The sequence below is a fragment of the Pannonibacter sp. CBAS1226 genome, from assembly GCF_055685825.1.
The window spans coordinates 1,369,801-1,384,123 of record NZ_JBVOUO010000001.1; the positions used below are offsets into that span (position 1 = coordinate 1,369,801).

Here is a 14,323-nt window from a genome sequence, read left to right on the forward strand (position 1 = left end):
AACTCTCCTCGACTGCCTTACTCGGCGATCCGCTGTACGAACCGGCACTTGATCGGCAGCTTGGCAGCAGCCAGGCGCATTGCTTCGCGGGCAACGTCTTCCGGCACGCCGTCAATCTCGAACATGATACGGCCCGGCTTGACACGGCAAGCCCAGTAGTCCGGGGCACCTTTACCCTTACCCATGCGGACTTCCGCAGGCTTGGAAGACACCGGCACATCCGGGAAAATCCGGATCCAAACACGGCCCGCACGCTTCATGTGACGGGTCATTGCACGACGGGCTGCCTCGATCTGGCGGGCGGTGACACGCTCCGGCTCCACGGCCTTCAGACCGAATTCGCCGAAGTTCAGGTCAGTACCGCCCTTCGCCATGCCGTGGATGCGGCCCTTGTGCTGCTTGCGGAACTTAGTTCGCTTCGGTTGCAGCATCGTTCTTCTCTCGTTCTTGCGTTACACGGGCGCTGCCTTTTCAGGCAGCGCGCTCGCGACCACGATCACGGCGCTGGCCGCGATCACCCTGATTCGCATCCGAGCTTTCGGTCGCGCGGCGTTCAGACGCCATCGGATCGTGCTCGAGGATCTCGCCCTTGAAGATCCAGACCTTGACGCCGCAGGCGCCATAGGCGGTGTGAGCGGTCGCTGTGCCATAATCGATGTCGGCGCGCAAGGTGTGCAGCGGCACACGGCCTTCACGATACCACTCGACGCGTGCGATTTCCGCACCACCCAGACGGCCGCCGCAGTTGATGCGGATGCCAAGGGCGCCCAGACGCATGGCCGACTGAACGGCACGCTTCATGGCGCGGCGGAATGCAACACGGCGTTCCAGCTGCTGGGCGATCGAAGCGGCAACCAGGGTCGCGTCGATTTCCGGCTTGCGCACTTCAACGATGTTGATGTGCACTTCGGCGTCGGTGATCGCGGCAAGCTTCTTGCGCAGCTTGTCGATGTCCGCACCCTTCTTGCCGATGACCACACCCGGACGGCCGGAGTGGATGGTCACACGGCACTTCTTGTGCGGGCGTTCGATCACGATCTTGGAAACCGCAGCCTGCTTCAGCTCGTTCATCAGATATTCGCGGATGCGGAAATCTTCATGAAGCAGCTTGCCGTATTCGCCCTTGTTGGCGAACCAGCGGGAGTCCCAGGTGCGGTTGATCCCGAGGCGCATGCCGATCGGGTTAACTTTGTGTCCCATCAGGCAGTCTCCTCGACTTGACGAACAACGATGGTCAGGTTCGAGAACGGCTTCTCGATCCGGCCAGCGCGGCCACGTGCACGGGCATGGAACCGCTTGATGACAAAAGCCTTGCCCACATGGGCTTCGGCAACCACCAGGCTGTCCACGTCCAGGTCGTGGTTGTTCTCGGCATTCGCAATCGCGGACATCAGGGTCTTCTTGACGTCACCAGCGATGCGCTTGCGGGAGAACGTCAGATCCGCCAGAGCGGAACTTACCTTCTTGCCGCGGATTGCAGCCGCCACGAGGTTCAGCTTCTGCGGGGAAACGCGCAGCATGCGCGTGACCGCCTTGGCCTCGTTGTCGGCGAGCGTCCGCTCACGCTTCGGCTTGCCCATCGTTACTTCCTCTTCGCCTTCTTGTCGGCGCCGTGCCCATAGTAGGTCCGGGTCGGCGAGAACTCGCCGAGCTTGTGACCAATCATTTCTTCAGACACCAGCACCGGAACGTGCTTCTGTCCGTTGTAGACGCCGAAGGTCAGGCCAACGAACTGCGGCAGGATCGTCGAGCGGCGGCTCCAGGTCTTGATGACCTCGTTCCGGCCGGTTTCGCGAACCTTGTCCGCCTTCTTCAGCAGATACCCGTCGACAAACGGACCTTTCCAGATCGAACGTGTCACGATCCGTACCTCTTACTTCTTGCGAGCATGGCGGCTGCGAACAATGAACTTGTCCGTTGCCTTGTTGCTGCGCGTGCGCTTGCCCTTCGTCGGCTTGCCCCAGGGGGTCACCGGATGACGGCCACCCGAGGTGCGGCCTTCACCACCGCCGTGCGGATGGTCGATCGGGTTCATGGCCACACCGCGGGTGTGCGGGCGGATGCCGAGCCAGCGCGAACGTCCGGCCTTGCCCAGGTTGATGTTGCCATGGTCCGGGTTGGACACGGCGCCGATGGACGCCATGCAGGTGCCCAGAACGCGGCGCTGTTCACCGGACATGAGACGCAGGATCGTGTAACCCTGGTCACGGCCGACGATCTGAACGAAAGCACCGGCGGAACGGGCGATCTGACCGCCCTTGCCCGGCTTCAGCTCAACGTTGTGGACAATGGTGCCGACCGGAATGGAAGCCAGCGGCATTGCGTTGCCCGGCTTCACGTCGACGGACTCACCAGCCACAACCATGTCGCCGGCAGCAAGACGCTGCGGGGCCAGGATGTAGGCCAGCTCGCCATCCTCGTAACGGATCAGCGCGATGAAAGCGGTGCGGTTCGGATCGTATTCCAAGCGCTCAACAGTCGCCGGAACGTCGAACTTGCGACGCTTGAAGTCCACCAGACGGTAGGAGCGCTTGTGGCCACCACCGCGGTTCGGTGCCGTCAGACGGCCGCGGTTGTTGCGGCCGCCGGTCTTGCTCAGGCCTTCGGTCAAGGTCTTGACCGGCTTGCCCTTCCAGAGATCGGCACGGTCCACCTGAACCAGCTGGCGCCGGCCGGGGGACGTGGGGTTGAAGGTCTTGAGTGCCATAATTGTCGTCCCAGCCTTAGAGTCCGGTCGTCACGTCGATCGAGTGACCCTCGGCGAGCGTCACAATGGCCTTCTTGTAGTCGGACTGCTGTCCGATGCGGCCGCGGAAACGCTTCACCTTGCCCTTGCGGACCAGAGTGTTCACCGCAGTGACCTTGACGCCGAACAGGGCTTCAATCGCTGCCTTGATTTCCGGCTTGGTTGCCGAGTTGGCAACCTTGAAGACCACCTTGTTCTCTTCCGAGGCCATGGTCGCCTTCTCGGTGATCACCGGGCTGACGATCTTGTCGTAGTGAGCGATCTTGCTCATTTGAACCGCTCCTCGATAGCCGACACAGCAGCCTTGGTCAGAACCAGGGTGTTGCGGCGCAGGATGTCGTAGACGTTGATGCCCTGAACCGGGAGCACGTCAACAGCCGGAATGTTGCGGGCGGCGAGTGCGAAGTTCGCATCCACCTCTGCACCATCGATGACCAGCACGTTGGCGAGGCCCAGCTTGCTGAACTTTTCCTTCAGCAGCTTGGTCTTGGCTTCAGCGGCCTTGGCGTCCTCGACAACGATCAGCGAACCGGCCTTCACCTTGGAAGACAGCGCATGGGCGAGGCCCAGGGCGCGAACCTTCTTCGGCAGGTCGTGGCCATGGTCACGGACAACCGGACCAAACGCCTTGCCGCCGCCGCGGAACTGCGGAGCCTTGCGGTTGCCGTGACGGGCGCCACCGGAGCCCTTCTGACGGACGAACTTCTTGGTCGTGCCGGAGACTTCGGCACGGCCCTTGGCCTTGTGGGTACCAGCCTGGCGCTTGGCAAGCTGCCAGCGCACAACTCGGTGGATCAGATCCGTGCGCGGCTCGAGACCGAAGATCTCGTCCGACACCGTGATCGAACCGGCGGCCGAACCTTCGAGGGTTTTGACCTCAAGTTCCATCACTCACTCTCCTTGCCCGTGGCTGCCTCGGCAACGGCCCGGAAAGCACCCGGGACCGGCACGCCTTCCGGCAGCGCCTTCTTGACGGCATCGCGAACCAGGATCCAGCCGCCCTTGGCACCGGGAACAGAGCCTTCGACCATGATCAGGCCGCGCTCGACGTCCGTGCGGACAACCTTGAGGTTCTGCGTGGTCACACGGGCATCACCCATGTGGCCAGCCATCTTCTTGCCCTTGAACACCTTGCCCGGGTCCTGACGCTGGCCGGTCGAACCGTGCGCGCGGTGGGACACCGAGTTACCGTGAGAAGCGCGGCCACCACCGAAGTTGTGGCGCTTCATGGAACCGGCAAAGCCCTTACCGATCGAGGTGCCGGTGACGTCGACAAACTGACCTTCCACATAGTGGTCGGCAGTGATCTCGGACCCGACTTCGATCAGGTTGTCCGGGCTCACGCGGAACTCAGCCAGCGTGCGCTTCGGTTCAACCTTGGCAACCGCGAAATGTCCGCGCATCGCCTTGGGCGTGTTCTTGACTTTGGCAACACCGGAGCCAAGCTGCAGTGCGGTGTAGCCGTTCTTTTCTTCAGTGCGGTGAGCAACAACCTGGCAGTTTTCGAGCCGCAGTACAGTGACCGGCACATGCTCGCCAGCCTGGTTGTAAATGCGGGTCATGCCCACCTTCTGAGCGATCACTCCAGAACGCATTGGCGTAAACCTTTCGATCCGACTCAGAGCTTGATCTCGACGTCCACGCCAGCTGCCAGGTCGAGCTTCATAAGAGCGTCGACGGTCTGCGGCGTCGGATCGACGATGTCGAGGAGGCGCTTGTGAGTGCGCATCTCAAACTGATCGCGGCTTTTCTTGTCGATGTGCGGACCACGAAGCACGGTGTACTTCTCAATCCGCGTCGGCAGCGGCACGGGACCCCGTACCTGCGCACCGGTCCGCTTCGCCGTGTTCACGATCTCCCGGGTGGAAGCATCGAGAATACGGTGATCGAATGCCTTGAGGCGGATCCGGATATTCTGACCGTTCATTTCAGATTTCCCGATAAGACTGGGCCCCGCCGTCCGCCTGAAGCGGCGGCGGGGGCACCCGCCGATTACTCAATGATGGAAGCGACAACGCCGGCGCCGACGGTACGGCCGCCTTCGCGGATAGCGAAGCGCAGGCCGTCTTCCATGGCGATCGGAACGATCAGCGTCACGACGACCGAGATGTTGTCGCCCGGCATCACCATTTCCGTGCCTTCCGGCAGTTCAACGATGCCCGTCACGTCCGTCGTGCGGAAGTAGAACTGCGGACGGTAGTTCGTGAAGAACGGCGTATGACGGCCGCCTTCTTCCTTCGTCAGGATGTAGGCTTCGGCCTTGAACTTCTTGTGCGGCTTGACCGAACCCGGCTTGCACAGAACCTGACCACGCTCAACGTCCTCACGGCCAACGCCACGGATCAGCGCGCCGATGTTGTCGCCTGCCTGGCCCTGGTCCAGAAGCTTGCGGAACATCTCAACGCCGGTCACGGTCGTCTTCTTGGTGTCGCGGATGCCGACGATCTCGACTTCCTCACCCACCTTCACGATGCCGCGCTCGACACGGCCGGTCACCACGGTGCCACGGCCGGAGATCGAGAACACGTCTTCGATCGGCATCAGGAACGGCATGTCGATCGGACGGTCCGGCGTCGGGATGTACGCGTCAACGGCGTCCATCAGAGCGCGGATGGCGTCACGGCCAATGTTGGCGTCGCGGTTTTCAACCGCAGCCAGAGCCGAGCCCTTGACGATCGGAATGTCGTCGCCCGGGAAGTCGTAAGAGGAGAGCAGCTCGCGCAGCTCCATCTCGACGAGATCCAGAAGCTCTTCGTCGTCGACCTGGTCGACCTTGTTCATGAACACCACCAGAGCCGGCACGCCGACCTGACGGGCGAGCAGGATGTGCTCGCGGGTCTGCGGCATCGGGCCGTCAGCGGCCGAGCACACCAGGATCGCGCCGTCCATCTGGGCGGCACCGGTGATCATGTTCTTGACGTAGTCGGCGTGACCCGGGCAGTCAACGTGTGCGTAGTGACGGTTTGCCGTCTCATACTCAACGTGTGCCGTCGAGATCGTGATGCCGCGCGCCTTTTCTTCCGGCGCTGCGTCGATCTGGTCATAGGCCTTGGCAACCGCGCCGCCGGTCTCAGCCAGCGTCATCGTGATCGCCGCGGTCAGCGTCGTCTTGCCGTGGTCAACGTGGCCGATCGTGCCAATGTTCACGTGCGGCTTCGTGCGCTCAAACTTTTCCTTCGCCATCGGATTACTCCGCTTTCTCTAGTTCTTTAATGTCGGTCGGTGGTTCAGGCGTACTTCGCCTGAACCTGGTCAGCAACGGCCTGCGGCACCTGCTCGTAATGGTCGAACACCATCGAGTACTGCGCACGCCCCTGCGACATGGACCGCAGGTTGTTCACGTAGCCAAACATGTTGGCAAGCGGGACCATCGCGGTGATCGCGGTCACAACACCACGGTCTTCCGTGCCGTTGATCTGGCCGCGGCGGGAGTTCAGGTCGCCGATCACGTCGCCCATGTAGTCAGCCGGGGTCACGACCTCGACCTTCATGATGGGCTCGAGCAGCTTCGGACCGGCCTTTGCGATGGCTTCACGGAAGCCGGCGCGGGCAGCGATTTCGAAGGCCAGAACCGAGGAGTCCACGTCGTGGTAGGCACCGTCGGTCAGGCTCGCCTTGATGTCGACCATCGGGAAGCCGGCGAGCGGGCCCGAAGACATCACGCTCTCGATACCCTTGGTCACGCCCGGGATGTATTCCTTCGGAACAGCACCACCGACGATCTGGCTCTCGAAGGCATAGCCTGCACCCACTTCGTTCGGCTCGATGACGAGCTTGATGCGGGCGAACTGGCCGGTACCACCGGTCTGCTTCTTGTGGGTGTAGTCCACTTCGGCGCGGCGGGTGATCGTCTCGCGATAGGCCACCTGCGGAGCACCGATATTGGCTTCCACCTTGAACTCGCGGCGCATGCGGTCGACGATGATGTCGAGGTGAAGTTCACCCATGCCGGCGATGATCGTCTGGCCGCTTTCCTCGTCGGTCTTGACGCGGAAGGACGGATCTTCGGCTGCCAGGCGGTTGAGCGCGAGGCCCATCTTTTCCTGGTCGCCCTTGGTCTTCGGCTCGACGGCGATCTCGATCACCGGCTCGGGGAATTCCATGCGCTCCAGAATGACCGGCTTGGCAGGATCGCAGAGCGTGTCACCCGTGGTGGTGTCCTTCAGACCGGCGATGGCAACGATGTCGCCTGCATAGGCAACGTCGATGTCTTCACGGCTGTTGGCATGCATCTGCATCATGCGGCCGACGCGTTCCTTCTTGTCCTTCACGGTGTTCTGCAGGGACGTGCCCTTGTTCAGAACGCCCGAGTAGATGCGGCAGAAGGTGAGCGAACCGACGAACGGGTCGTTCATGATCTTGAACGCCAGCATGGACAGGGGCTCTTCGTCGCTCGACTTGCGGAGGATTTCCCCCTCGGTCTTCGGATCGATGCCCTTGATGGCCGGGACGTCGAGCGGGCACGGCAGGTAGTCCACCACGCCGTCGAGCAGCGGCTGAACGCCCTTGTTCTTGAAGGCCGAGCCAGCGAAGATCGGAATGAACTCGCCGCTGATGGTGCCCTTGCGGATGAGTGCCTTCAGCGTGTCGTTGTCCGGCTCGTTGCCTTCCAGATACGCTTCCATGGCAGCTTCATCGACTTCGACAGCCGTCTCGATCATGGCATCACGGAATTCCTGTGCCTTGTCAGCCAGGTCAGCCGGGATCTCGACTTCGTCCCAGGCAGCGCCCAGGCTTTCGTCGCGCCAGATCAGCGCCTTCATCTTGATCAGATCGACAACGCCGGCGAACTCGCTCTCGGCGCCAACCGGGATCTGTACGCACAGAGCCTTGGCACCCAGACGGGTCTTGACCATCTCGACGCAGCGGTAGAAGTCCGCACCGAGCTTGTCCATCTTGTTGACGAAGATCATGCGCGGCACACGGTACTTGTCCGCCTGACGCCACACGGTTTCAGTCTGGGGCTCAACGCCAGCGTTGGCGTCGAGAAGGGCAACGGCACCGTCGAGCACGCGCAGGGAACGCTCCACCTCGATGGTGAAGTCCACGTGACCCGGGGTGTCGATGATGTTCAGGCGCTTTTCATTCCAGAAAGCGGTGGTCGCGGCGGACGTGATCGTGATGCCGCGTTCCTGTTCCTGCTCCATCCAGTCCATGGTGGCAGCGCCATCATGGACTTCACCGATCTTGTGGCTCTTGCCTGTGTAGTACAGGATGCGCTCGGTGGTCGTGGTCTTGCCGGCATCGATGTGAGCCATGATGCCGAAGTTGCGGTAGTCCTCGATTTTGTGCGTGCGAGACATGACGTCAGCCCTTTTCCAGGATTACCAGCGATAGTGAGAGAAGGCGCGGTTCGCGTCCGCCATGCGGTGCGTGTCTTCGCGCTTCTTCACTGCGGAACCACGGTTGTTCGCGGCGTCGAGCATTTCACCCGACAGGCGGTCCACCATGGTGGTTTCGTTGCGGTTGCGGGCTGCAGTGATCAGCCAGCGGATCGCCAGTGCCTGACGGCGGTCCGTGCGGACTTCCACCGGAACCTGGTAGGTCGCACCACCGACGCGGCGGGAGCGGACTTCCACCTGCGGCATGACGTTTTCGAGAGCCGCATGGAACACCTCGATGGGGTTCTCACGGGTCTTCTTCTCGATGATGTCGAAGGCACCGTAAACGATGCGCTCGGCCACGGACTTCTTGCCGTGATACATGATCGAGTTCATGAACTTGGTAACGACGACATCACCGAACTTGGGATCCGGAATGATCTCGCGCTTTTCTGCGCTGTGACGACGGGACATGCCGCGCGCTCCTTACTTCGGCCGCTTGGCGCCGTACTTCGACCGGCGCTGCTTACGGTTCTTGACGCCCTGGGTGTCGAGCACGCCACGGATGATGTGGTAGCGAACGCCCGGCAAATCCTTGACGCGGCCGCCGCGGATCATCACCACGGAGTGTTCCTGAAGGTTGTGGCCTTCACCCGGGATGTAACCGATGACTTCGAAGCCATTCGTCAGGCGCACCTTGGCAACCTTACGAAGTGCCGAGTTCGGCTTCTTCGGCGTCGTGGTGTATACGCGGGTGCAAACACCACGCTTCTGCGGGCAGGCCTCCATGGCCGGCACCTTGTTCCGCTTCGGCGGGTCTTTCCGCGGCTTGCGGATCAGCTGGTTGATGGTCGGCATTCTGTGCCCTTTACCTCTGCCATCCAAAAATTCGTACGCTACCCTGCTTTTCACTGACTACGTGACAAACGTAATCGCGCCTCAGCCATGTTCGCACATGGGAGGCGCTGCGAAAACCAGAGGACCACGAGGTTAATCGCGGTCGTGCAATCGACGCTTATTCGCCTTTTTGAACCCGGCAGCGTTTAAGTATTCAGGTTCCTTGCGTAGACCGCTGGAACACATCAGGACTTACCGCCTGCCCTTGGGATGGGCGGACACTACTCACGGCGCCCCCTGCCGTCAAGGGAAATCTCGGATTTCTGCGGGATTGCCCTGCCCTGCTGCGCCTTGGCCGCGGCAAGGCCTGAATCCGCGCATTTCCGCATCTTTTGTAACGCCAATGCGCGCAGAATTGTAATTAAATTATACAGCCCTGGCATCCTGCAAGGCCTGGTCCTATGCCGGTTAACCGTGCCTTGCGAATCCTGCAGGGCTGTCCTGCAGCCTGCTGAGCCGCAGAAGCCCCGAATCCCCGGCGGATTTCCCGAAAACCGGGACTCACTGCACGGTGAGCCGGTTGTTTGCCCGTTAAGGAATCAGAACAAGGGAATCAAACCACTCTGCCCTGCCCCCGTGCCGCTTGCGGGACCAATCAGGCCACTGCAGCCTGGCAGGGCTGCCAACCCTTCCTGCGGGAACGGTAAACACGGTGCAAACCCGTTCCCTCAAATGCACAGGGACGGCAGCTGGCCTGTTGCCCTCTGCCGTCCCCGGTCTTCTGACTGCGATTGCTGCGTCAATCGCGGAAGGTGATCACCGCCACGTTGCCCGACAGAGCGTCCTGATAGGCGCCTTCATAGGTCGGGTCATCCGGCTCGCCTTCCAGCACGCCGATCTGGTCGAGCTCGGCCTCGGCAAAGCCCTCCCCTGCCAGCGCTTCCAGCGTCTTGCGCACGGCGCTATCGTCATCGGGGGCGGTCAGCATCACATGGATCGGCACCGCATCTTCCGGCCCGCCGTCCTCGCTGTCCCAGACCCGGCCAATCACCAGGAAGACCGTCGGCTCCAGCGGAGCATCATCGTCATTGCCAGCCATCACGGCCTCCTTCTTGATAAACGAAAGGCCGCACGGGTGGCGGCCTTTCTGGTTCATGGGTCCGGGGCCGCTTACTCGGCGGCGCCGGACAGATCCTCCAGCAGGCCTTCTGCGGCGCTGTCGCCCGAGCGCTTGCGGCGCTCGTCGAGGATCAGGTCGTCGCGGTGGGTCGCGATCTGACGGATGCGCTTCATCACGCCGCCGGTACCGGCCGGGATCAGACGGCCGACGATGACGTTCTCCTTCAGGCCGACCAGCGGGTCGATCTTGCCGTTGACGGCGGCGTCGGTGAGGACGCGCGTCGTCTCCTGGAAGGAGGCTGCCGAGAAGAACGACCGGGTCTGCAGGCTCGCCTTGGTGATACCCAGGAGAACCGGCACGCCCTTGGCCGGGGTCTTGGCGTCGTCGATGGCACGCTCGTTCGCCTCGTCGAAGTCGAGCTGGTCGACCTGCTCGCCCGAGAAGAACTCGGTGTCGCCCGGATCGGTGACCTCGACCTTCTGCAGCATCTGGCGAACGATCACCTCGATGTGCTTGTCGTTGATCACCACGCCCTGCAGACGGTAGACTTCCTGGATCTCGTTGACGAGATAGGCCGCGAGCGCTTCCACGCCCTTGACCGCCAGAATGTCGTGCGGCGCCGGGTTGCCGTCGAGGATGTACTCACCCTTCTCGATGACATCGCCTTCCTGCAGATGGAAGTGCTTGCCCTTCGGGATCAGGTACTCGACCGGCTCCAGTGCCTCGTCATGCGGCTCCACGATGATGCGGCGCTTGTTCTTGTAATCGCGGCCGAAGCGGATGGTACCGCTGATTTCCGCGATGATGGCGTGGTCCTTCGGACGGCGCGCCTCGAACAGTTCCGCCACGCGGGGCAGACCACCGGTGATGTCCTTCGTCTTGGCGCTTTCCAGCGGGATACGTGCGAGCACGTCACCAGCCTTCACCCGGTTGCCCGGCTGCACCGACAGAATGGCGTCCACCGAAAGCAGCAGGCGGGCGTCACCACCACGGGCCAGCTTGCAGATCGAGCCATTGGCGTCCTTGACGACAACCGCCGGCTTGAGATCCTGGCCGCGATGCGACGTGCGCCAGTCAATGACGACACGCTTGGTGATACCGGTCGCCTCGTCGGTGGTTTCCTGCACCGAAGCGCCGTCCACCAGGTCTTCGAAGTCGACCACACCATCCACTTCCGACAGCATCGGACGGGTGTAGGGGTCCCACTCGGCGATACGCTGGCCGCGCTTGACCGCATCACCATCGTCCACCAGCAGCTTGGCGCCGTAGGTGACGCGATGGACAGCGCGCTCGTTGCCGTCACTGTCAACGACGATGAGCGACATGTTGCGCACCATGGCAATCAGGTTGCCATCGCTGTCGCGGGTGGCGGCGCGGTTGCGGATCTTGATCGTGCCATCGACGTTGGATTCGATGAACGAGCTGTCCACCACCTGTGCCGTGCCACCGATGTGGAACGTGCGCATGGTCAGCTGGGTGCCCGGCTCACCGATCGACTGAGCGGCGATGACGCCGACAGCTTCACCGATGTTGACCGGCGTACCACGGGCAAGGTCACGGCCATAGCAGGTGCCGCAGACGCCCGTGATGGTCTGACAGGTCAGAACCGAACGGATCTTGATCTGCTGAACCTTGGCAGCCTCGATCAGCTCCACGTCCTTCTCGTCGATCATGCGGCCCTTCGGCACGATGATCTCGCCGGTTGCGTGGTTGTAGACGTCTTCTGCCGCCGTACGGCCGAGAACTCGCTGGCCAAGGCTTGCGATGACCTGACCGGCGTCCACGATCGCCTGAACGGTGATGCCGTTCTCGGAGCCGCAGTCGACCTCAAGGATGATCGAGTCCTGAGCCACGTCCACGAGGCGGCGGGTCAGGTAACCCGAGTTCGCCGTCTTGAGCGCGGTGTCAGCCAGACCCTTACGGGCGCCGTGGGTGGAGTTGAAGTACTCCAGAACCGACAGGCCTTCCTTGAAGTTCGAGATGATCGGGTTTTCGATGATCTCGCCCGACGGCTTGGCCATGAGGCCGCGCATGCCGGCAAGCTGCTTCATCTGGGCCGGAGAACCACGGGCACCCGAGTGGGACATCATGTAAACCGAGTTCATCGGCTTCTGACGGCCCGTCTCCTGATCGATCTGAACCGCCTGAATGCGCTTCATCATCTCGTCAGCGATGCGGTCGGTGCACTTGGCCCAGGCGTCAACCACCTTGTTGTACTTCTCGCCCTGAGTGATCAGGCCGTCGTTGTACTGCTGCTCGTATTCGGCAACCATTGCGGCCGTCTCGCCCACCAGCTTCTGCTTGGTGTCCGGGATCACCATGTCGTCCTTGCCGAACGAGATGCCGGCGCTGCACGCATTGCGGAACCCGAGCTGCATGATGCGGTCGCAGAAAATGACCGTCTCCTTCTGACCGCAGGCGCGGTAGACGGTGTCGATCATGCGCGAGACTTCCTTCTTCGTCATCAGCCTGTTGCAGGTGTCGAAGGGAACCTCGTGATGCTTCGGCAGCAGTTCGGCAATCATCATGCGGCCCGGCGTCGTCTCGAAGATGCCGGAGGTCGGGTTGCCGTCAGCGTCGATCGAGCGGAAGCGTCCGCGGATCTTCGTGTGCAGCGTGATGACCTTGTTGGCCAGCGCGTGCTGGATCTCGCCCATGTTGCCGAAGGCCATGCCTTCGCCCGGCTCCTTCTCTGCCATGATCGACAGATAATAGAGACCCAGAACGATATCCTGAGACGGAACGATGATCGGGCCGCCGTTGGCCGGATGCAGGATGTTGTTGGTCGACATCATCAGCGTGCGGGCTTCCAGCTGGGCTTCCAGCGAAAGCGGCACGTGCACGGCCATCTGGTCACCGTCGAAGTCGGCGTTGAAAGCCGAGCAGACGAGCGGGTGCAGCTGGATGGCCTTGCCTTCGATCAGTGTCGGTTCGAACGCCTGGATGCCGAGACGGTGCAGCGTCGGCGCACGGTTCAGAAGAACCGGGTGCTCACGGATGACCTCGTCGAGGATATCCCAGACTTCCGGACGCTCCTTCTCCACCAGCTTCTTGGCCTGCTTGACGGTCGAGGAGAAGCCCTTCGCGTCGAGGCGCGAATAGATGAAGGGCTTGAACAGCTCGAGAGCCATCTTCTTCGGCAGGCCGCACTGGTGCAGCTTCAGCTCCGGACCCACGGTGATCACCGAACGGCCGGAATAGTCGACGCGCTTGCCGAGCAGGTTCTGACGGAAGCGGCCCTGCTTGCCCTTGAGCATGTCGGACAGCGACTTCAGCGGACGCTTGTTGGCACCGGTGATGACGCGGCCGCGGCGGCCGTTGTCGAACAGGGCGTCAACGGACTCCTGCAGCATGCGCTTTTCGTTGCGGATGATGATATCCGGTGCACGCAGCTCGATCAGGCGCTTCAGGCGGTTGTTGCGGTTGATCACGCGGCGGTACAGATCGTTCAGATCCGACGTCGCGAAACGGCCGCCGTCCAGCGGAACCAGCGGGCGCAGATCCGGCGGGATCACCGGAATCACGGTCATGATCATCCATTCCGGACGGTTGCCCGACTCGGTGAAGGCTTCGATGACCTTGAGGCGCTTGGCCAGCTTCTTCGGCTTCAGCTCGGTGGTCGCTTCGGCGATCTCGACGCGCAGCTTCTCGCTTTCGCGCACCAGATCCAGCGACATCAGCATCTCGCGGATGGCTTCCGCGCCGATCATCGCCGTGAAGGCGTCCTCGCCGTACTCGTCCTGGGCGCTGATATATTCTTCCTCGCTCAGCAGCTGGTTCTGCTTCAGCGGGGTCAGGCCCGGCTCGAGAACAACATAGTTCTCGAAATAGAGCACGCGCTCCAGATCCTTCAGCGTCATGTCCAGCAGAAGGCCGATGCGGGAGGGCAGCGACTTCAGGAACCAGATATGCGCAACCGGGGCGGCCAGCTCGATGTGGCCCATGCGCTCACGGCGCACGCGGCTCAGCGTCACTTCGACGCCGCACTTCTCACAGATGACGCCCTTGTACTTCATGCGCTTGTACTTGCCGCACAAGCACTCGTAGTCCTTGATCGGGCCAAAGATACGGGCGCAGAACAGACCATCACGCTCAGGCTTGAACGTGCGGTAGTTGATCGTCTCCGGCTTCTTGATCTCACCATAGGACCAAGACATGATCCGCTCGGGGCTGGCGAGAGAAATCCGGATCTGGTCGAAGGTCTGCGCAGGAGCCTGCTGGTTGAACAGGTTCATGACCTCATGATTCATGGGCTCTCTCCTTCGATGCACGGATGGGGAGCGGGCCGTGCCCACTCCC

General features: G+C 62.0%; 15 protein-coding genes. All 15 read right to left on the reverse strand.

The window, feature by feature from the left end; all coding sequences use genetic code 11:
- Window positions 1-17: 17 nt before the first annotated feature.
- Entirely contained in the window at window positions 18-431 is a 414-nt protein-coding gene (gene rplP / locus AC0CMF_RS06245; protein WP_019965864.1) for a 50S ribosomal protein L16, read from the reverse strand.
- Between the two features lie 40 nt (window positions 432-471).
- Window positions 472-1,200, reverse strand: coding sequence for a 30S ribosomal protein S3 (gene rpsC, locus AC0CMF_RS06250; protein ID WP_019965865.1), 729 nt, complete (start codon window positions 1,198-1,200; stop codon window positions 472-474).
- Window positions 1,200-1,580: a 50S ribosomal protein L22 gene (rplV, locus tag AC0CMF_RS06255; RefSeq protein WP_019965866.1), complete on the reverse strand. Its 381-nt coding sequence runs from the start codon at window positions 1,578-1,580 to the stop codon at window positions 1,200-1,202. Before rplV ends, rpsC begins: the two co-directional genes overlap by 1 nt.
- Window positions 1,581-1,582: 2 nt before the next feature.
- The gene (gene rpsS / locus AC0CMF_RS06260) at window positions 1,583-1,861 is read right to left on the reverse strand and encodes a 30S ribosomal protein S19 (RefSeq protein ID WP_019965867.1); all 279 of its coding nucleotides are present in this window, start codon (window positions 1,859-1,861) and stop codon (window positions 1,583-1,585) included.
- Between the two features lie 12 nt (window positions 1,862-1,873).
- Window positions 1,874-2,707 (reverse strand): 50S ribosomal protein L2, encoded by an 834-nt coding sequence (gene rplB, locus AC0CMF_RS06265; protein ID WP_019965868.1) that lies wholly within the window; start codon window positions 2,705-2,707, stop codon window positions 1,874-1,876.
- A 16-nt stretch (window positions 2,708-2,723) separates the two neighbouring features.
- The gene (locus AC0CMF_RS06270; RefSeq protein WP_019965869.1) at window positions 2,724-3,017 is read right to left on the reverse strand and encodes a 50S ribosomal protein L23; all 294 of its coding nucleotides are present in this window, start codon (window positions 3,015-3,017) and stop codon (window positions 2,724-2,726) included.
- Entirely contained in the window at window positions 3,014-3,634 is a 621-nt protein-coding gene (gene rplD, locus AC0CMF_RS06275; RefSeq protein ID WP_019965870.1) for a 50S ribosomal protein L4, read from the reverse strand. Before rplD ends, AC0CMF_RS06270 begins: the two co-directional genes overlap by 4 nt.
- The gene (gene rplC / locus AC0CMF_RS06280; protein WP_050474669.1) at window positions 3,634-4,341 is read right to left on the reverse strand and encodes a 50S ribosomal protein L3; all 708 of its coding nucleotides are present in this window, start codon (window positions 4,339-4,341) and stop codon (window positions 3,634-3,636) included. The genes rplD and rplC overlap by 1 nt, the downstream gene beginning before the upstream one ends.
- 23 nt (window positions 4,342-4,364) lie before the next feature.
- Entirely contained in the window at window positions 4,365-4,673 is a 309-nt protein-coding gene (gene rpsJ, locus AC0CMF_RS06285; protein ID WP_013652482.1) for a 30S ribosomal protein S10, read from the reverse strand.
- 65 nt (window positions 4,674-4,738) lie between these two features.
- Entirely contained in the window at window positions 4,739-5,929 is a 1,191-nt protein-coding gene (tuf, locus tag AC0CMF_RS06290) for an elongation factor Tu (RefSeq protein WP_058900184.1), read from the reverse strand.
- Between the two features lie 44 nt (window positions 5,930-5,973).
- Window positions 5,974-8,049, reverse strand: a complete 2,076-nt coding sequence (gene fusA, locus AC0CMF_RS06295; RefSeq protein ID WP_050475497.1) for an elongation factor G — start codon at window positions 8,047-8,049, stop codon at window positions 5,974-5,976.
- A 21-nt stretch (window positions 8,050-8,070) separates the two neighbouring features.
- Complete coding sequence (gene rpsG / locus AC0CMF_RS06300) at window positions 8,071-8,541, reverse strand: 30S ribosomal protein S7 (RefSeq protein WP_374629330.1); 471 nt, start codon at window positions 8,539-8,541, stop codon at window positions 8,071-8,073.
- 12 nt (window positions 8,542-8,553) lie between these two features.
- Complete coding sequence (rpsL, locus tag AC0CMF_RS06305; RefSeq protein WP_019966691.1) at window positions 8,554-8,925, reverse strand: 30S ribosomal protein S12; 372 nt, start codon at window positions 8,923-8,925, stop codon at window positions 8,554-8,556.
- A gap of 778 nt (window positions 8,926-9,703) precedes the next feature.
- Entirely contained in the window at window positions 9,704-10,003 is a 300-nt protein-coding gene (locus AC0CMF_RS06310; RefSeq protein WP_050475501.1) for a hypothetical protein, read from the reverse strand.
- A gap of 71 nt (window positions 10,004-10,074) precedes the next feature.
- Window positions 10,075-14,274: a DNA-directed RNA polymerase subunit beta' gene (gene rpoC / locus AC0CMF_RS06315; protein ID WP_374629331.1), complete on the reverse strand. Its 4,200-nt coding sequence runs from the start codon at window positions 14,272-14,274 to the stop codon at window positions 10,075-10,077.
- Between the last annotated feature and the right edge of the window lie 49 nt (window positions 14,275-14,323).

What these genes read in the sequence shown, in the direction of transcription:
- fusA (WP_050475497.1), bottom strand. Translation starts at nt 8,049, where the DNA reads ATGTCTCGCACGCACAAAATCGAGGACTACCGCAACTTCGGCATCATG.
- rpsC (WP_019965865.1), bottom strand. Translation starts at nt 1,200, where the DNA reads ATGGGACACAAAGTTAACCCGATCGGCATGCGCCTCGGGATCAACCGC.
- rplD (WP_019965870.1), bottom strand. Translation starts at nt 3,634, where the DNA reads ATGGAACTTGAGGTCAAAACCCTCGAAGGTTCGGCCGCCGGTTCGATC.
- rpsJ (WP_013652482.1), bottom strand. Translation starts at nt 4,673, where the DNA reads ATGAACGGTCAGAATATCCGGATCCGCCTCAAGGCATTCGATCACCGT.
- rplB (WP_019965868.1), bottom strand. Translation starts at nt 2,707, where the DNA reads ATGGCACTCAAGACCTTCAACCCCACGTCCCCCGGCCGGCGCCAGCTG.
- AC0CMF_RS06270 (WP_019965869.1), bottom strand. Translation starts at nt 3,017, where the DNA reads ATGAGCAAGATCGCTCACTACGACAAGATCGTCAGCCCGGTGATCACC.
- rpsL (WP_019966691.1), bottom strand. Translation starts at nt 8,925, where the DNA reads ATGCCGACCATCAACCAGCTGATCCGCAAGCCGCGGAAAGACCCGCCG.
- rplP (WP_019965864.1), bottom strand. Translation starts at nt 431, where the DNA reads ATGCTGCAACCGAAGCGAACTAAGTTCCGCAAGCAGCACAAGGGCCGC.
- rplC (WP_050474669.1), bottom strand. Translation starts at nt 4,341, where the DNA reads ATGCGTTCTGGAGTGATCGCTCAGAAGGTGGGCATGACCCGCATTTAC.
- rplV (WP_019965866.1), bottom strand. Translation starts at nt 1,580, where the DNA reads ATGGGCAAGCCGAAGCGTGAGCGGACGCTCGCCGACAACGAGGCCAAG.
- rpsG (WP_374629330.1), bottom strand. Translation starts at nt 8,541, where the DNA reads ATGTCCCGTCGTCACAGCGCAGAAAAGCGCGAGATCATTCCGGATCCC.
- tuf (WP_058900184.1), bottom strand. Translation starts at nt 5,929, where the DNA reads ATGGCGAAGGAAAAGTTTGAGCGCACGAAGCCGCACGTGAACATTGGC.
- AC0CMF_RS06310 (WP_050475501.1), bottom strand. Translation starts at nt 10,003, where the DNA reads ATGGCTGGCAATGACGATGATGCTCCGCTGGAGCCGACGGTCTTCCTG.
- rpoC (WP_374629331.1), bottom strand. Translation starts at nt 14,274, where the DNA reads ATGAATCATGAGGTCATGAACCTGTTCAACCAGCAGGCTCCTGCGCAG.